This window comes from Microbacterium sp. NPDC055521 (assembly GCF_053619695.1).
The window spans coordinates 24,870-41,558 of record NZ_JBSHJX010000013.1 but is presented as its reverse complement, the minus strand read 5'-3'; the positions used below and the strand labels follow the sequence as shown (position 1 = coordinate 41,558).

Annotated in this window: 16 protein-coding genes; 6 read left to right on the top strand and 10 right to left on the bottom strand. The window is 69.5% G+C overall.

Annotated elements, in window-relative coordinates; genetic code table 11:
* Positions 1 to 60: 60 nt before the first annotated feature.
* The 3 genes from ACWGSM_RS12045 to ACWGSM_RS12035 all read right to left on the bottom strand — a co-directional run bounded on the left by ACWGSM_RS12045 (position 61) and on the right by ACWGSM_RS12035 (position 1,393).
* Positions 61 to 597 (bottom strand): GNAT family N-acetyltransferase, encoded by a 537-nt coding sequence (locus ACWGSM_RS12045; protein WP_452323157.1) that lies wholly within the window; start codon positions 595 to 597, stop codon positions 61 to 63.
* A 180-nt stretch (positions 598 to 777) separates the two neighbouring features.
* The gene (locus ACWGSM_RS12040; RefSeq protein ID WP_452323156.1) at positions 778 to 1,212 is read right to left on the bottom strand and encodes a hypothetical protein; all 435 of its coding nucleotides are present in this window, start codon (positions 1,210 to 1,212) and stop codon (positions 778 to 780) included.
* The gene (locus tag ACWGSM_RS12035; RefSeq protein ID WP_101187959.1) at positions 1,199 to 1,393 is read right to left on the bottom strand and encodes a helix-turn-helix transcriptional regulator; all 195 of its coding nucleotides are present in this window, start codon (positions 1,391 to 1,393) and stop codon (positions 1,199 to 1,201) included. The genes ACWGSM_RS12040 and ACWGSM_RS12035 overlap by 14 nt, the downstream gene beginning before the upstream one ends.
* 110 nt (positions 1,394 to 1,503) lie before the next feature.
* On the opposite strand from ACWGSM_RS12035, the gene ACWGSM_RS12030 reads away from it, so the two are divergent.
* On the top strand, positions 1,504 to 1,989 hold the full coding sequence (locus ACWGSM_RS12030) for a hypothetical protein (RefSeq protein WP_452323155.1): 486 nt from the start codon (positions 1,504 to 1,506) through the stop codon (positions 1,987 to 1,989).
* 21 nt (positions 1,990 to 2,010) lie between these two features.
* Here the strand turns inward: ACWGSM_RS12030 and ACWGSM_RS12025 are convergent, their stop codons facing one another.
* Complete coding sequence (locus tag ACWGSM_RS12025; RefSeq protein WP_452323154.1) at positions 2,011 to 3,504, bottom strand: DHA2 family efflux MFS transporter permease subunit; 1,494 nt, start codon at positions 3,502 to 3,504, stop codon at positions 2,011 to 2,013.
* Between the two features lie 75 nt (positions 3,505 to 3,579).
* On the opposite strand from ACWGSM_RS12025, the gene ACWGSM_RS12020 reads away from it, so the two are divergent.
* From ACWGSM_RS12020 to ACWGSM_RS12010, 3 genes are all read left to right on the top strand, one after another.
* A complete protein-coding gene (locus ACWGSM_RS12020) occupies positions 3,580 to 4,443 on the top strand; it encodes a phosphoribosylaminoimidazolesuccinocarboxamide synthase (protein WP_452323153.1) in 864 nt (287 codons plus the stop codon).
* 208 nt (positions 4,444 to 4,651) lie between these two features.
* Positions 4,652 to 5,980, top strand: coding sequence for a uracil-xanthine permease family protein (locus tag ACWGSM_RS12015; RefSeq protein WP_452323152.1), 1,329 nt, complete (start codon positions 4,652 to 4,654; stop codon positions 5,978 to 5,980).
* A gap of 181 nt (positions 5,981 to 6,161) precedes the next feature.
* A complete protein-coding gene (locus ACWGSM_RS12010; RefSeq protein ID WP_452323151.1) occupies positions 6,162 to 6,629 on the top strand; it encodes a CinA family protein in 468 nt (155 codons plus the stop codon).
* A gap of 106 nt (positions 6,630 to 6,735) precedes the next feature.
* Here the strand turns inward: ACWGSM_RS12010 and ACWGSM_RS12005 are convergent, their stop codons facing one another.
* The 5 genes from ACWGSM_RS12005 to ACWGSM_RS11985 are packed head-to-tail and all read right to left on the bottom strand — an operon-like array spanning position 6,736 to position 12,997.
* Entirely contained in the window at positions 6,736 to 8,457 is a 1,722-nt protein-coding gene (locus ACWGSM_RS12005) for an acetyl/propionyl/methylcrotonyl-CoA carboxylase subunit alpha (RefSeq protein ID WP_452323150.1), read from the bottom strand.
* A complete protein-coding gene (locus ACWGSM_RS12000; protein WP_452323149.1) occupies positions 8,454 to 10,097 on the bottom strand; it encodes a 5-oxoprolinase subunit B/C family protein in 1,644 nt (547 codons plus the stop codon). Before ACWGSM_RS12000 ends, ACWGSM_RS12005 begins: the two co-directional genes overlap by 4 nt.
* A complete protein-coding gene (locus tag ACWGSM_RS11995; protein WP_452323148.1) occupies positions 10,097 to 10,897 on the bottom strand; it encodes a putative hydro-lyase in 801 nt (266 codons plus the stop codon). The genes ACWGSM_RS12000 and ACWGSM_RS11995 overlap by 1 nt, the downstream gene beginning before the upstream one ends.
* A 1-nt stretch (position 10,898) precedes the next feature.
* Complete coding sequence (locus ACWGSM_RS11990; RefSeq protein WP_452323147.1) at positions 10,899 to 11,681, bottom strand: LamB/YcsF family protein; 783 nt, start codon at positions 11,679 to 11,681, stop codon at positions 10,899 to 10,901.
* Positions 11,682 to 11,722: 41 nt separating this feature from the next.
* Entirely contained in the window at positions 11,723 to 12,997 is a 1,275-nt protein-coding gene (locus ACWGSM_RS11985) for an NRAMP family divalent metal transporter (RefSeq protein ID WP_452323197.1), read from the bottom strand.
* A gap of 136 nt (positions 12,998 to 13,133) precedes the next feature.
* Here ACWGSM_RS11985 and ACWGSM_RS11980 point away from each other — a divergent pair, with 136 nt between their 5' ends.
* Positions 13,134 to 13,772, top strand: a complete 639-nt coding sequence (locus ACWGSM_RS11980; protein ID WP_452323146.1) for a GntR family transcriptional regulator — start codon at positions 13,134 to 13,136, stop codon at positions 13,770 to 13,772.
* A 97-nt stretch (positions 13,773 to 13,869) separates the two neighbouring features.
* A complete protein-coding gene (locus tag ACWGSM_RS11975; protein ID WP_452323145.1) occupies positions 13,870 to 15,489 on the top strand; it encodes a hypothetical protein in 1,620 nt (539 codons plus the stop codon).
* A 163-nt stretch (positions 15,490 to 15,652) separates the two neighbouring features.
* On the opposite strand, the gene ACWGSM_RS11970 is transcribed toward ACWGSM_RS11975, so the two are convergent.
* Positions 15,653 to 16,651, bottom strand: coding sequence for a LacI family DNA-binding transcriptional regulator (locus ACWGSM_RS11970; protein ID WP_452323144.1), 999 nt, complete (start codon positions 16,649 to 16,651; stop codon positions 15,653 to 15,655).
* Positions 16,652 to 16,689 lie beyond the last annotated feature (38 nt).

Below are 16,689 nucleotides of genomic sequence, written 5' to 3'. Positions count from 1 at the left end.
GGGAACGTCCCGATCCGACCGGCATCCGTGATTCTCGCCGACATCCGTTCGTGCAGTGGGTCAGAGGGAGATCCAGTACCGGCGCAAGCGACTGCCGGATGCCTCGGCACCCGGTTCGTCGATGACGTCCTCGAGCTCGCCGCCGGCGCCCTCGATCGTGCGGGAGGAGCCGATGTTCGTGTCGTCGCAGGTGAGCATGACGCGGTCGTACCCGGCCGTGCGGGCTCGTTCGAGCACGAGGCCGAGCGCGGCGCGGGCGATGCCCTCTCGCCGGCGCGTCGGGCGCACCGCGTACCCGATGTGCCCGCCATGCTGCCGCAGCCACTCGTTCAGCTCGCGACGGAACGCGATGAAGCCGACGACGTCGCCCTCATCGACGATCCAGAAGTAGTCGCAGGCGACGTGACCGTCGGGCAGCGTCGCCCGCCGGTCTGCGTACAGCTCGGCCTTCGCGATGAACGCCTCGCACGCGGCCCGATCCGCTGCCTGGCCGCGCTCGAGACCGGCCCCGTCGATGTGCGCGTCACCGAACTCTGCGACGGTGTCGGACCAGGAGTCGAAGTGAGCGAGAGACGGGCGAGCCAGTGCGATGGTCATCCCCTCATCACACCATGCGTGCGCGGGGCATCCGGCACCCGTGTGCACACCGGTCGGTCAGATGACCGGATGTCGGCTCAGAAAGGCGGTCTGCGCCGACATCCGTCCCTTGCGCCGACATCGGTCAGGGTGAGGCGGGCGACATCCGTCCGGGTGAGGCGGGCGCGCGGGGATCCGGGATCAGCCGCGGCGGACGAAGTACCAGTTCGCCGCGAACCAGCTGACCACGAGCGCGAAGTACAGTGCGATCGCCATCCAGCGCGACAGCGGGTCGGTGTCAGCAACGGCATGCACGACCAGCTGCACCGCGCTCAGCACCAGCGCGGTGACGCCGACAGCGGCGAGACCTTTCATGCCCGCCGCGCGGTCGCGCTCGTCGGCGTACTCGAGGGCGTTTACGCGCTCGAGGTCGCCCGAGCTGCCGCGGCGGGCGAAGACCGCGCCCACCGCTCCCCCGAGCGCCCCCACCAGCAGCGCGACGGCGGCGATGGTCTGCCCGAGCACGAAGCAGAGCAGCGCACCCACGGCGCACACTGCCACGAGAGCGGTGTTCATGCGCGACATGGGCCACGAGCGGCGCGCGGACCCTGTGCCGTCACGGTCATGCGTCGACATCGAAGACCTCCTCAACGGTCGAGCCGAAGTGCCGGGCCAGATGCACGGCCAGCGCGAGCGAGGGATCGTAGCGGCCGGTCTCGATCGCATTGATCGTCTGGCGGGAGACGCCGACGGCGGTCGCGAGCGCCTGCTGTGAGAGACCGCGCTCGGTTCTCAGCTCTTTGACCCTGCTCTGCACGTCTCCAAAGGTAGGCGACATGCGATCGCATGTAAAGCCGACTTGACAGCGCTGATGCATGTCAAGCATGCTTGTCATGTCAAATACGCTTTACACCTTCGGAGGAAATCATGCAGGACGCACTCGTCGACTTCACCCAGTCCCTTCCGCTCTGGCTGCAGTGGGCAGGGGTGATGCTCGCCGCGGCGATCCCGTTCATCGAGTCGTACTTCGGCACACTCATCGGTGCGATCGCCGGGGTTCCGCTTCCGATCGCCGTGCTCGCCGCCGTCGTCGGCAACGTGATCTCGATGCTGATCTTCGTGTTCCTCGCCGCCGCGGCACGTCGGAAGGTGCTGGCCCGTCGGGGGACGGATGCCGAGGCGGATGCCCCCTCGCCGCGTCGTCAGAAGGTGAAGCGCATGTTCGACCGCTTCGGCGTGCCCGGCGTGAGCCTGCTCGGCCAGACCGTGCTGCCGAGTCAGATCACCTCGGGGATGATGGTGTCGTTCGGCGCGAGCCGCAACGCCGTGATCCTCTGGCAGATCATCTCGATCATCATCTGGGCGGTCATCTTCGCCCTCATCGGTCAGGCCGGCATCGCCCTGTTCCGCTGACCCGGGGGCGCGGCCGCCACATCAGTGCTGCGGCTGCGCCTCGTCCGCCCGGTGGCGCCCGAGGAACAGGGCGGCGACCAGCGCGATGCCCAGCACGCAGGCCGGCAGCAGCATCGCCTGCGCCATGCCTGCGGAGAAGCCCTCGGCGACCTGCGGAGGCATCGCGCCGCCACCGGCGAGACCGGCCGGGGCGTCGGACAGACCCGGCAGGTTCGCCTCGAGTCGGGACTGCATGAATGCGGCGATCGCGGCCGAGCCGACCACCGAGCCGATCGTGCGGGTGGTGTTGTAGATGCCGGCGCCGGCACCGGCCTGACGCGGCGGCAGATTGCGGGTCGCCGTGGTGGCCAGCGGGCCCCACATGCCGGCGTTGCCGATGCCGAGCACGGCCGAGGGCAGCAGGAACATCCAGGTCGGGGTGTCCATGTTCATCAGCGAGGCGTTCCAGAGCTGTCCTCCCGCGACGCACAGCAGCCCGGGGATGAGGATCCATCGCGGGTCGACGCGGTCGAGCAGCTTGCCGGCCGCCGGTGCGAGAACGCCCGAGAGCACCGCCATCGGGATCATCAGCAGCGCCGCCTCGGTGGGCGACAGGCCGCGGGCGAGCTGCAGGTAGAACATGAAGGGCAACGACATGCCGGTCACGGCGAACCCGACGACGGCGATCGCCGCGTTCGCGCCCGAGAAGTTCCGGTCGCGGAACAGCTCCAGCGGCACGAGCGGCTCGGACCTGGTCCGCGCCTGCTGCACGATGAACAGCACCAGCACGACCGCGCCGGAGATGATCAGGCCCCACACCGAGATGGGCCCCACGATCGTGCCCCAGTCGTACGCCTCACCCTCCTGCAGACCGAAGACGATGAGGAACAGGGCGAGCGCGCTGAGCACGACGCCCAGCATGTCGAAGCGGTGCGGGTGGGTCTCGAGCGTCGGCACGAGCATCCAGGCGAGCACGAATCCGACGACTCCGACGGGGATGTTGATGAAGAAGATCGCCTCCCATCCGAAGGCGTCGACGAGCACCCCGCCCAGCAGTGGGCCGACCAGCGTGGCGACGCCGGCGGTCGCACCCCACAGCCCCATCGCCGCTCCCCGTCGCTGGGGCGGGAAGGTGCGGGTGATGACGGCCATGGTCTGCGGCGTCATGAACGCCGCCCCGAGGCCCTGCACGGCGCGGGCGGCGATGAGCCCTTCGAGCGTCGTCGACAGACCACACCAGAGGGATGCCAGGGTGAAGACCGCGAGGCCGATCAGATAGATGTTCTTCGGCCCGAACCGGTCGCCGAGACGCCCCGTGATGAGCAGCGGCACGGCGTAGGCGAGCAGGTACGCGCTCGTCACCCACACGACGTTGTCGAGGTTGTTCGTGTCAGGGTCGAGGGCCGCCTTGATGGCGGGGTTCGCGACCGACACGATCGTCGTGTCGACCAGCAGCATGAAGAAGCCGATGACCAGTGCCCACAGCGCCGGCCAGGGGCTGCGGGTCTCGGTGCGAGGAGTTGCGGTCGAAGTCACCCGGCAACGCTACTCCTCCCCGCCGACATCGACGCACGCCCGTCATCGGGATCGGCGTGGTGGGAAGATGGGTGCGTGAGCGAACCACAGAGCATCCCCGGCTGGCGGCACCTCTACTCGGGCAAGGTCCGTGACCTGTACGCCTCGGAAGACCCGGCCGACACGCGCATTCTCGTCGTCGCCAGCGACCGGGTGAGCGCCTTCGACTTCGTGCTCTCCCCCGGCATCCCGCAGAAGGGCGAGCTGCTCACGCAGCTGAGCGACTGGTGGTTCGAGCAGCTGTCCGACGTGCCGAACCATCTCGCCGAGGGCGAGATCCCGGATGCCGTGTCCGGGCGCGCCATGCTCGCGATGGCGCTCGAGATCCTGCCGATCGAATGCGTCGTGCGCGGATACATCACCGGCACCGGGTGGGCCGAATACGCCGCGCACGGCACCGTGTGCGGCATCCCACTGCCCGCCGGCCTGCAGAACGGCGACCGCCTTCCGGAGCCGCTGTTCACCCCCGCGTATAAGGCCCCGCTCGGCGAGCACGACGAGAACATCACGTTCGAGCGCGTGGTCGAGCTGGTCGGCGCGGAGCGCGCCGACCAGCTGCGCGACGCCTCGCTGTCGCTGTACCGCCGCGCTGCCGAGATCGCAGAGGCGAAGGGGCTGATCCTCGCCGACACGAAGTTCGAGTTCGGGGTGGATGCCGACGGCATCCTGCGCCTGGCCGACGAGGTGCTCACCAGCGACTCGTCGCGGTACTGGGACGCCGCCGCGTGGGCATCCGGCACGACACCGGAGGAGCGCATGGCGAGCTTCGACAAGCAGATCGTGCGCGACTGGCTCGCGACGAATTGGGACAGGCAGGGCGAGCCGCCGGCGCTGCCCGCCGAGATCGTCGAGCAGACCGCCGACCGGTACCGCGCGCTCATCGGCCGACTGACGGCCTGAGCCGCCGGCACCCGCCGTGCCCGCCGGCACGCGCCACCACTTGGGGGCCCGCCACCACTTCGGGGGCCGACACTCCAGATGTCGGACCGATTCGCGGAAACCGTCCGTCATCTGGAGTGTCGGCCCCCGGTTCGTCGCACGCCGGATGCCGGGCATCCGGGGCGGTAGTGTTTCCTCGGCCCTGATCCCGACTCCCCGAGGAGCCCCCATGCCGCTGTGGACCATCCACGGCAACGGTCGCACTGTCGCGCCCGGCGCCGTTGTTCGCCCCGAAGAGCGCCTGAACTGGCCGGCGACGATCGCGATCGGCGTGCAGCACGTCGTCGCGATGTTCGGTGCGACGTTCCTCGTGCCGATCCTCACGGGCTTCCCCGTGCCGACGACGCTGCTGTTCAGCGGTATCGGGACGATCCTGTTCCTGCTGGTCACACGCAACAAGCTGCCCAGCTACCTCGGGTCGTCCTTCGCGTTCATCGCGCCGGTCACCGCCGCGACGGCGTCGGCGGGAATGGGCTCGGCGCTGGCCGGCATCGTCGCGGTCGGCGTGCTGCTCGCGATCATCGGCGTGGTCGTGCACACGGTGGGCGTGCACTGGGTCGACCGGTTCCTGCCGCCCGTGCTCGCCGGCACGATCGTCGCGCTGATCGGGTTCAATCTCGCGGGCGCTGCGCGCGGCAACTACGAGCAGGCGCCGATCACAGCGACCTTCACCCTCGCGATCACGATCCTGTTCGCGGTCGTGTTCCGCGGGTTCCTGGGCCGCATCTCGATCTTCCTCGGCGTGATCGCGGGATACGTCTTCGCGGGCATCAGAGGCGAGCTCGACTTCAGCAAGGTCGAGGCGGCCGACTGGATCGGCTTCCCCACCTTCCACGCGCCCGATTTCGCAGACGCAGGAACCTGGTCGGCCATGGCGATGTTCCTTCCGGTGGTGCTCGTACTCATCGCCGAGAACGTCGGGCACGTGCGGGGAGTGGCGACCATGGTCGAGGACCCCGCGATCAACAAGCAGACCGGCAAGGCGCTCATCGCCGACGGCATCTCGACCTCGCTCGCCGGCTTCTTCGGCGGCTCGGGAACGACGACCTACGGCGAGAACATCGGCGTCATGGCATCCACCCGCGTCTACTCGACCGCCGCCTACTGGGTCGCCGGCATCACCGCCATCCTGCTCAGCATGTCGCCCAAGTTCGGCGCGGTCATCAACTCGGTGCCCGCGGGCGTGCTCGGCGGCATCACCACCGCCCTGTACGGCCTGATCGGCGTCATCGGCATCAAGATCTGGGTCGACAACCGCGTCGACTTCTCGCGCCCGGTCAACCAGTACACCGCCGCTGTCGGCCTGATCGTCGCGGTCGGCGGCTTCATGATCAAGGACCCGGAGTCGGGCTTCGAGCTCGGCGGCATCGTGCTCGCGACGGTCGGTGCGATCCTCATCTACCACCTCGGCAACCTCATCGCGCGGCTACGCGGTTCGGGTGCCGACGACCCGAAGCCGCTCACCGGGGTGGGTGCTCCCGGAGGCGACCCGGCCTGACGCAGGCATCGGCCCTCATCCAGCGCAGGAGAACACGCGAGCACAGGTGGATCTCACCGCAATCCATCCTGTTCCCACGTGTTCTCCTGTTCTGGGGCATCCGTCACGGCAACTGATCGCTTTCTCATCCGGGTCTGTCAAGCCCCCCGCTCGGCATCCGGTCTGGCGGTACCGTCGGCGCATGCCCGACGTCACACCTCTCGCCGACCTCGCCCGAGACCGCGAGCTGCGCGTCGCGGTCGCCGAATCACTGACCTCGGGGGCTCTCGCCAGCGCCATCGGCGCCGGCGAGGGTGCGAGCACCTGGTTCGGCGGCGGCGTGGTCGCCTATCTGCCCGAGGTGAAGGAGCGGGTGCTCGGTTTTCCGGCCGATCGCGACCCGACGTCGGCGGAATGCGCCGAGCAGCTCGCGCGCGGGGCTCGCGAGCTCTTCGACGCGGATCTGTGCGTATCGACGACGGGCGTCGGGGGTCCGGATGCCGAAGACGGACATCCCGCGGGAACCGTGTTCCTCGGATGGGCGACGCGCGACGGGGCCGGGCATCGACAGCTGGCGCTCGACGGCGCGCCCGAGGACGTGCTCTCCTCGACCGTCGACGCGGCGGTGCAGCTGCTCACATTCCACGCCGCCGACGTCGGGAAACTCTGACCGAACTGCTGCAGCGCGGCGTGTCAGACGCTGACACGCCCCGCGCTTGTCGAACGGCCTGAGACTTCCGGTACAGCGGGCGACCAGAGCGAGCCGACTCGCCCGATCAGCCGATGCGGCCGATCACCGCATCCACCGCGACCGAGTCCCCCACCGATGCCGACTGCGCGAGGGGGCCGGCGCGGTGCGCGCGCACCTGAGTCTCCATCTTCATCGCGTCGAGCACGGCGATGACGTCGCCCTCGGCGACAGTCGAACCGTCATCGACGAGCCATCGCACGAGGGTACCGGGCACCGGTGCGCTCACGTCCGCAGGATCTGCGGAAGCACCATCCGCCGAGGCCGAGGGCCCCGGCGTCGCGCCGGCGAATCCGGCCAGCAGCGCGGTGGGCAGACCCAGCATCACGCGCCGACCGTCGATCTCGACGGGGAAGCGGGCGAGCTCCGCCTGCGCGAACGGCTCGGGGCGCAGCTGCGGATCGAGACGCGGCAGCAGGGCGCTCTCGATCCACTGCGTGTGCACGGCGAACCCCTCGGTGGTGAACTCCGGCTGCTCGACGGCCAGGCGATCGAAGCCGATCACGGTCGCGGGTCCGTCGATCTCGAGCTCGCGCAGCGCACGGCGAGCCCGCACCAGTGCGGCGTCACGCGAATCCGCGTGCACGATGAGCTTGGCGATCATCGAGTCGAACGCCGGTTGCACGGCGTCTCCGGCTTCGATACCGCTATCCCACCTCACGCCCGGGCCACCGGACACCCGCAGGCCGGTGACGACGGCGGGGCTGGGCAGGAACCCGCGCCCCGGGTCTTCGGCGTTGATGCGGAACTCGAACGCGTGACCGCGCGGTTCGGGGGTGGCGGTGATCGAGGGCCCCTCGCCGAACGCGATGTTGAACTGCTCTCGCACCAGGTCGACGCCGGTGACCTCTTCGGTGACCGGATGCTCGACCTGAAGGCGTGTGTTCACCTCGAGGAACGACAGGGTGCCGTCGGCGGCGAGCAGGAACTCGACCGTGCCGGCGCTTCGGTAGTCGACCTCGGCGCAGATGCCACGAGCGGCCTCGTGAATGCGCTCGCGCTGTTCGTCGGCCAGACCGGGCGCCGGGGCCTCTTCGATGAGTTTCTGATTTCGGCGCTGCATCGAGCAGTCGCGGTCTCCGACGACGACGACGCCGCCGCGGCCGTCGCCGAGCACCTGCACCTCGATGTGGCGCGGGCTCTCGAGGAACCGCTCGACGAAGCACTCGCCGCGGCCGAACGCGACGATCGCCTCGCGGGTCGCCGCGTCGAACGCCTCGGCCACCTCCGACAGCTCCCGCACGACCTTGATCCCGCGGCCGCCACCGCCGAACGCGGCCTTGATCGCGATGGGCACGCCGTGCTCGTCGGCGAATGCGACCGCGTCGGCCGGTCCCGACAACGGCTGGTCGGTGCCCGCGGCCAGCGGTGCGCCGACCCGCTGCGCGATGCGACGAGCGGTCATCTTGTCACCGAGCACTTCGATGCTCTCGGGCGTCGGCCCGATCCAGATCAAGCCGGCGTCGTCGACGGCGCGCGCGAAGGCCGCGCTCTCGGAGAGAAACCCGTAGCCAGGATGCACGGCATCCGCTTCACTGCGACGAGCGGCGTCGAGCAGCGCATCGATCGAGAGGTAGGTGTCGGTCGCGGTCGTGCCGCCGAGGCCCACCGCCTCGTCGGCCATACGGACGTGCAGCGCATCGACGTCCTGATCGGCGTACACCGCGATCGACTCGTAGCCGGCTTCGGCGCACGCGCGCACCACGCGCACGGCGATCTCGCCGCGGTTGGCGATCAGGATCCTGGTCATGACGGGCTCTCTTCGAGGACGTGGAAGCGGATGCGCACGTCGGGCGGCAGCTGCCCGGCGAGGTCGAGGCTGTGATCGGAGAGTGCACCGATGATCGGGTAGCCGCCGGTCAGCGGATGATCGGGCAGGAACAGCACGGGCTGGCCGTCAGGCGGCACCTGGATCGCGCCGTTGACCGCGCCTTCGCTGGGCAGCTCACCCGGGATCGCGCGCTCGAGCGGTGTCTCCCCGAGCAGCCGGATGCCGACACGATCTGAACGAGGAGTGACCGTCCACTCCTGCGCGGTGAGGGTCTCCACGGCTGCGGCCGTGAACCAGTCGTCGCGCGGGCCCAGGGTGATGTCGAGGGTGACGAGGTCGCCGGATGCAGGCAGCTCGCGCGGGAGCGGCACAGGGTCGACGGCCCACTGTTCAGCGCTGCCGATGCCGAGCACGTCGCCGGCGGCAAGCGGCGCCGGACCGAGGCCGGCGAGAGTGTCGGATGCCACGCTGCCGAGCGCCTCGGGGGCGATGATCCCGCCCCGCACCGCCACGACGTAGCGGAGACCGTGGGTCGGGTGCCCGAGGGCGAGCTCGTCGCCGTCGACCGTCGCGAAAGGGGCGCTGTGCTCGACCCTGCGCGCCACGCCCTCGGCATCCGTCAGCATCAGCTCGCCGATCGCCCCCGCGACCGCCGCGACGCCGTTGCCGCGGAAGCGCAGCACGCACCCGCCGACGCTCTCGAGAACGCCGGCGTCGGGCTCATTACCGACGGCGCGATTGGCGTCGCGCATCGCGGTGCGGTCGGCGATTCCGGACGCCGAGACGCCGAGCGCCGCGTGCCCGAACCGGCCGAGGTCCTGCACCAGAAGCTGCAGGGCAGGACGGATGACCTCGATGCTCCTTCCCTTCGCGCTGGAATCCGCCCCGCCAGGCGCAGCGACGGATTCCCCCGGGCGAGCTGACACCGGGTCTGGCAGGAGCGCGGCGGAGGAGCGTGTGGGCATGCCTCGACCGGTGGGCTCCATCGCGGAGCCGCCCGCCGCCGATGCAGCAGCGCGAACGCTCTCGAACCTCACCAGCGTTCCCGGCGACAGCAGCGCCGGCGGGTCACGGTCGATGTCCCACATCACGGCGTCCGTGCGCCCGATCAGCTGCCAGCCGCCCGGGCTCTCGCGCGGGTACACCCCCGTGAACTGCCCGGCGAGCGCGACCGAGCCGGCCGGCACGCGGGTGCGCGGCGACGAGCGGCGCGGCACGTCGAACAGCGGGTCGCTGCCGACGGTGTATCCGAAGCCGGGCGCGAAACCCGAGAACGCGACCTGCCATTGCGCCGCCAGGTGCCGGTTCACGACTTCCTCGGCAGAGACGCCGAGCAGGCTCGCGACCTCGTCCAGATCCTCGCCGTCATAGCGCACCGGAATCGTCACCTCGCGGGTGTGCGGCACGTGCTCCGCGTCGACGCGGGTCGACTCGAGCGCTGCCGACAGCTCGGCGGCCGAGACCCGCACCGGGTCGAATCGCACGAGCACCGTGCGCGCGCCGGGCACGCGCTCGACGACACCGGGCACTCCGTCCCAGGCGAGATTCAGCCGCATGGCCTCGTCGAGGTCGGCGGCCTCGACGAGCAGAGCCCGATCGGAAGCGGTGAGGATGCGCATCAGACCAGGTATTCTGCGTCGGGCACGTCGGTGATGAACATGTAGCCCGGGGCGTGCGTCACTGCGAACGGCGGTCTGGATTCCATGATCGCCGCCTGCGGAGTCACCCCGCAGGCCCAGAAGACCGGGATCTCGCCATCGCGCACCTCAGGGGCGTCTCCGAAGTCGGGTCGACTCAGGTCGGTGATGCCGAGGGATTGCGGATCGCCGATGTGCACCGGTGCCCCGTGCACGGCCGGAGTGCGGCCGGAGATCTGCACGGCGTCCGCCACGCGGGACGCGGGGATCGGCCGCATCGAGACCACCATCTCGCCCCGCAGCCTTCCGGCCGGGGTGCAGTCGATGCTCGTGCGGTACATCGGCACGTTTCGGCCCAGCTCCTGGTGACGGATCGGGATGCCGGCCTCCGCCAGACCCGTCTCGAAGGTGAAGCTGCAGCCGATCAGGAATGCGACGAGGTCGGGATGCTCTGACCAGGCATCCGTGGCATCCGCCACCTCTTCGGTCAGCTCGCCATCACGCCAGATGCGGTACCGGCCGATGTCGCGACGGATGTCGCTGCCGGGCGCGAGCATCGACTCGACTTGCCCCTGCTCAATCACCTCGAGCACCGGACACGGCTTCGGGTTGCGCTGCGCGTAGAGCAGCGTCTCGAACGCCCAATCCGCCGGCACCGCGATGAGGTTGGCCTGCGTGAGGCCGGGCGCCACGCCGCTGGTGGGCTGGGCGTGACCGGCGCGATACGCCCGCCGAGCGGCGCGCGACGCCTCGAGCTGCTGCGGGGTGGCGACGACGCTCATCTCAGGCTCCCCCGCCGGCACCGCGTGCGGTGAAGGGGACGATCGTGACGCCGGCCTGCTGCAGCATCCGCTTCGTCTCCGTCGCCATCGCGATGGCGCCGGCGCTGTCGCCGTGCACGCAGATCGACTGCGCGTCGACGCGCACATCGGTGTCGTCGATCGCGCGGATCACTCCAGTCTCGGCGAATCGCACCATGCGCTCCGCGACGGCTGCCGCGTCGTGCAGCACCGCGCCCTCCTGGGTTCGCGAGACGAGCTGTCCGTCGGGCAGGTAGGCGCGATCGGCGAAGGCCTCGGCGGCGACCTGAAGTCCGGCACGGGACGCGACCTCGAGCACGACTCCGCCGGCCAGCCCCAGCAGCACCAGACTCGGATCGATCGCCCGGATCGCGGCGACGACGACGGCGGCCTGCCGCTCGTCGCGGGCGATGGTGTTGTAGAGCGCGCCGTGCGGCTTGACATACGCGACAGCTCCTCCAGCCGCTCGCGCCAGCCCCTCGAGCGCCCCCAGCTGGTACTCGACGTGCGCCTGAAGGGTCTTCGAGTCGATCTCGACGTTCGTGCGGCCGAAATTCTCGTAGTCGCGGTAGCCGGGATGGGCGCCGATCGCCACGCCGTTGCGCACGGCAGCATCCAGCGTCGAGCGGATGCCCTCCGGGCTGCCCGCGTGGAACCCGCACGCCACGTTCGCACTGGTGACGATCTCGAGCATCGCCGCGTCGTCGCCGACGATGCGATCGGGGGTGTTCTCGCCGAGGTCAGAGTTCAGGTCGATGGATGCCATGTCATTCTCCGTTCCACGTGTACGCCATCAGGATGCCGTGCTCAGGCTCCGATGCCGAGGAAGGCGAAGATCGGGCCGACCGAGACGACGCCCATGTACCAGGTCAGGGCGGTCACCAGGGTGCCCGCGATGAGCAGCACGATCGGATACTTCCTGGTGCCGAGCAGGTCGCGGCGGAACCAGCCGATGTACATGAACACGGTCAGGCCGATCGGCAGGATCAGTCCGTTGAACCCGCCGACGAACACGAGGATCGCGGCCGGTGCGGTGCCGATGCTCAGGTACACGATCAGCGAGACGACGATGAAGATCACGGTCGCCCACTGCAGCGACCAGCCGCCGAGGAAGCGCTTGTGGAACGACGACAGGAACGATGCCGAGGTGTACGCGGCGCCGATCACCGAGCTGATCGCGGCCGCCCAGAAGATCGCGCCGAAGATCCGGATCCCTGCGGTGCCGAGCACTGCCCCGAACGCCTGGCCGGCGGGGTTGGCCGCGGTCGTGGTCAGGTCGAGGGTGACGCCGGATGCCACGACACCCAGGATCGCGAGGAAGAGCACGTACCGCATGATGCCGGTGACGAGGATGCCGTTGGCGGCCGCGCGCATGACGGGGCTCGCATGCTCGGGTCCGACCTGGCCCGAGTCGAGGTAGCGGTGTGCGCCCGAGTACGTGATGTATCCGCCGACCGTGCCGCCGACGATCGTCGTGATGGTCGCGAAGTTGATCGAATCGGGGACGAATGTCTGCCGCAGGGCGTCGCCGACCGGGGGCTGCGCCACGACGGCCACGATCACGGTCATCACGATCATGCCGAGGCCGAGGATCACGAGCACCACGTCCATCACCGGACCGGCCTTCTTGACCAGGAAGATGATGATGGCGAGCGCTGCGGTGATCAAGCCGCCGAGCTTCGGGTCGATGCCGAACAGCGCGTTCAGGCCGAGTCCGCCACCGGCGATGTTGCCGATGTTGAAGGCCAGGCCGCCGATGATCACGAGCACGGCGATGACGTGGCCCGAGAACGGGATCGCGCTGTTCGCGAGCTCTCCGGCGCGCTTGCCCGATGAGGTGATCATGCGCCAGATGTTCAGCTGCACAGCGATGTCGATGAGCACCGAGAGGAGGATCGCGAACGCGAACGAGGCGCCCATCGTCTGGGTGAAGGTCGCCGTCTGCGTGATGAAGCCGGGACCGATGGCGGAGGTCGCCATGAGGAAGATGGCGCCGATGACGGCGCTGCGGCCCACGCGCTTCTTCGTGGCTGCCAGGCGCGCTTCGTCCTGGTCGGAGAGGGCCGGTGTCTGCTCGGACAAGAGGGGACGTCCCATCATCGTTGGTGGGTGGGGAGTGACATCGAGTGTAGAACATTTCCAGCACGATTGTTCAACAATCTTCGGCGGCAGAGTCTCGAAGGCCCGATGACGTCGACGGCAGCCCTACCCTGGATCCATGTCATCCCACACTCCGCTCGCCGACCTGCTGCGAGAGCGCATCATCGAGGGCGACTTCGCCCCGGGGTCGCGCCTGTCGGAGTCGGGACTGGCCGAGCAGATGGACGTGTCGCGCAACACGCTCCGCGAGGCGTTCCGCGTGCTCGCAGAGCAGGGCCTGATCGAGCATGTGCCGCATCGCGGCGTCTCGGTGGCGTCGCCCGGCATCGCCGATGTCATCGACATCTACCGCGCCCGGCGCGTCATCGAGTGCACGGCGCTGCGCAACGCCGAGCCCGAGCACCCTGCGGTGCAGCTGATGAGGGATTCGCTCGACGATGCCGAGAGACACCTCCCCGACGAGGACTGGCTGCGGGTGGGCAGCGCGAACATGGCCTTCCACGACGCGATCGTCGCGCTCGCCGACAGCCCGCGGCTCGCGCGCACCTACCGCGATGTCGCCGCCGAGCTGCGTCTCGTCTTCCTCGAGATCGACGACCCGCGTGCATTGCACGAGCCTTTCGTGCGCAGAAATCGGGCGGTACTGAACACCCTGCTCGACCAGGGTTCCGCCCCGGCGGCCGACGAACTCGAGCGCTACCTGCTCGCCTCCGAGCGCACGGTGCTCGGCGCCTTCACCCGGATGGGGAGGCGGTGACAGCGGCCATCGGTCTCCGCTGAACAATCATTGCTTTCTTGTTCAACAATCCCTACCGTGTCGAAGAACAACGTTTCTTCAACGCGGAAGGATGATCATGCGCCTCTCCCCAGCTCGCATCACGCGCAGTTCGGCGACATGGAAGTTCAGGCGACGCTCGACCGAAGTCGCCCTGGTGGCACTCGCGGTCGGCTCGACGCTCGCTCTCGCGGGCACATCGGCGGCGACGGCATCCCCTGCCGACACCGCCGGACCTCGCTCGGTCACCGCTCTCGGACCGGCGTCTCCCGAGGTCAGCGCGACCATCGCGGCCTTCGCCCCTCCCGGCTGCACGGATGCCTCCCTGCCGATCACCGTGGAGGAGTCGCGGTTGACAGCCGTGCTGCCGGATGCTCAGGATCCGACCCGGCCGGCTGACCGCACCTTCGCCCGCACGATGGTCGAGGGTGCGGGCTTCGGAGACTGGACGAAGTCTTTCGCGCGCAGTCTGTGCGGTCAGAAGACGCTAGCCAAGGCGACTCGGACGGTGCAGCGACTCGGGACGCAGCTGTGGCGTGACGCGGTCGCGCGGGCACAGTCGACTGGTCCGGTCGAGGGCGTGCTTCCGGCCAGTGACGACCGGCCACTGTACTGGACCCGCGTCGAGGCGATGGGCGTGCTGCACCAGTGGAAGTCGAGCTTCCGCATGACGACCGAGCAGCGCGCCGACCTGGCCGACGCGTTCGACCGAGCGGCGCGCGGCATGGACGACATCTCGTTCCCCGCCGGCAACGTCAAGCGCGTGCTGGTGAGCGGCTTCGACCCGTTCACGCTCGACGGCGGCAAGACGGGGCCGGCGGCGGGAACGGTCGGCAACAACATCCGCCACGGCAACCCGTCCGGGGCGGCAGCGCTGTCCATCGACGGCACGAAGACGAAGGATCCCGACGGATCCGTCATCTTCTACCAGGCCTACATGCTTCCCGTGAGCTACCCCGAGTTCGAGCGAGGTTACCTCGAAGACACCGTCGGCCCGTTCATGCGCCCTGGCAAGCGGCAGCTCGATGCATCGATCACGGTCAGTCAGGCCGGCGGGTCGCAGTTCAACCTCGAGCAGTGGAACGGGCGCTATCACGGTCCGTCTCTCGGCAACGATCGCTTCACCCCGTGCAAGACGGTCGGCGGGGTGCCCGAACTGGCGGTGGACAACATCGGCTGCAACACTCAGGTGGTCGATCGATGGGGCGGTGGAGACACGCTCACGGACCCGCCGCAGTGGACCTCCGCGACGCTGCCGATCGAGCAGATGATCGCCGCTCGCACGGGTTCGAACATCCCGCGCCCTCCTGGCGACACCTGGCCCGATGAGTCCGTCGCCTTCGGTACCGTGTGGAACACGAACTACTCCTACTTCGCCGACTGCTCCTCGCCCCAGGTGACGAACGTCGACCAGCGGGAGATGTCGTATCCGCCGTCGGCCGCGCCGACGCCTCCGCCCGCCGACTCGTGTGCGCGCAGCGGAGCGGGCGGTTCGTACCTGTCGAACGAATCGGCCTATCGCAACACCCTGTTGCGCGACCGGATGGGACTGTCGATCCCGGCTGGTCACATCCACACGCCCGGCATGCAGCACTTCGAGTCGGACTTCGCCGTCAGCGACGCGACGTTCGACGCCTGGCGCAACGCGATCGCCGGTCAGACCCGTGAACTGATCCACGTCGTCGGCGAGAGCAGCTGACACAAGATCGCTCGCGAACGGCGTGAAGCGCCGGAGCGCATCGGGACACCCGATCGCTCCGGCGCTTCTGCGCGCTCGGTCGGGCGGCTGCGTCGGACATTCCGGACCGGATGCCCGTGGCTCGAGATCTCCGGGTTGACGCCCGGATGCCCCGTGTCCGCCCTCAGACGGCCGGTGCCGACGCGCGCACGACCAGCTCGGTCGGCAGGAGGGTCAGCGATTCGGGCCGCCTGCCCGCAAGCAGGTCGATCACCATGCCGGCGAGCATCTCCCCCTGCGCGAACATCGGCTGCCGCACGCTGGTCAGATCCGACGACTCGGCGACCCTCGAGTCGTCGAAGCCGATGATCGCGACGTCGTCGGGCACGTCCAGGCCGGCGGAGCGCAGCACGCCGATCGCGCCGCGGGCCATCAGATCGCTCGCCACGAAGATGGCGTCCGGGCGCTCGTCGCGCTGCAGCAGCAGGCGTGCCGCCTCGGCGCCGCCGTGCTCGCTGAAGTCGCCGTCGATCTCGCCGGCCGGCTGCAGGCCGGCATCCGCCAGCGCCGCGAGGAACCCGTCGCGGCGATCTGCGCTCACCGCCATCGTCATCGTGCCCGTGATGGTCGCGATCCGCCGGCGCCCGAGCGCGATGAGGTGCTCGGTCGCGGCGCGCGCCGCGGCCGCGTTGTCGACGTCGACGATGATGTCGCTCTCGCGCGTCACTGCCGGCCGACCGCCGAAGACGACCGGCACGGCCTCCGCGATGCGCTCGATGAACGAGTCGCTGGCGTGGTGCGACACGATGATCGCGGCGTCCACCCCGCCGTTGCGCACGAAGCGCGTCATCTTGCCGTCGGGGTCGTCGCTCGCGATGAGCAGGTTGAGGATGTACTCCGACTCGGCCAGGCGCGAGCTGATCCCCGCGACGACGGATGCCAGGAACGGGTCGCCGAAGAACCGGGTGGTGTCCTCGGGGACGACGAGTCCAATCGCATGGGTCTGCCGGCTGGCAAGCGAGCGGGCCGCGCGATTCGGGGCGTAGCCGAGCTGGGCGATGGCGTCCTGTACGGCGGCGAGCGCCTCAGCGCTGACCGAGGTCGAGCCGTTGACCACGCGCGACACCGTCGAGCGGGATACACCGGCGAGTGCGGCGACCTCTTCGATCGTGGCTCGGGGCATGGCTGTCCTCCCTCGGGCGGTGTGCGCGCCGGCCCGGA

Coding starts and splice junctions, on each gene's coding strand:
- ACWGSM_RS12040 (WP_452323156.1), bottom strand. CDS start 1,212: ATGTCGACGCATGACCGTGACGGCACAGGGTCCGCGCGCCGCTCGTGG.
- ACWGSM_RS11980 (WP_452323146.1), top strand. CDS start 13,134: ATGTCATCCCACACTCCGCTCGCCGACCTGCTGCGAGAGCGCATCATC.
- ACWGSM_RS11995 (WP_452323148.1), bottom strand. CDS start 10,897: ATGAGCGTCGTCGCCACCCCGCAGCAGCTCGAGGCGTCGCGCGCCGCT.
- ACWGSM_RS12045 (WP_452323157.1), bottom strand. CDS start 597: ATGACCATCGCACTGGCTCGCCCGTCTCTCGCTCACTTCGACTCCTGG.
- ACWGSM_RS12015 (WP_452323152.1), top strand. CDS start 4,652: ATGCCGCTGTGGACCATCCACGGCAACGGTCGCACTGTCGCGCCCGGC.
- ACWGSM_RS12000 (WP_452323149.1), bottom strand. CDS start 10,097: ATGCGCATCCTCACCGCTTCCGATCGGGCTCTGCTCGTCGAGGCCGCC.
- ACWGSM_RS11975 (WP_452323145.1), top strand. CDS start 13,870: ATGCGCCTCTCCCCAGCTCGCATCACGCGCAGTTCGGCGACATGGAAG.
- ACWGSM_RS12005 (WP_452323150.1), bottom strand. CDS start 8,457: ATGACCAGGATCCTGATCGCCAACCGCGGCGAGATCGCCGTGCGCGTG.
- ACWGSM_RS11990 (WP_452323147.1), bottom strand. CDS start 11,681: ATGGCATCCATCGACCTGAACTCTGACCTCGGCGAGAACACCCCCGAT.
- ACWGSM_RS12030 (WP_452323155.1), top strand. CDS start 1,504: ATGCAGGACGCACTCGTCGACTTCACCCAGTCCCTTCCGCTCTGGCTG.
- ACWGSM_RS12010 (WP_452323151.1), top strand. CDS start 6,162: ATGCCCGACGTCACACCTCTCGCCGACCTCGCCCGAGACCGCGAGCTG.
- ACWGSM_RS11970 (WP_452323144.1), bottom strand. CDS start 16,651: ATGCCCCGAGCCACGATCGAAGAGGTCGCCGCACTCGCCGGTGTATCC.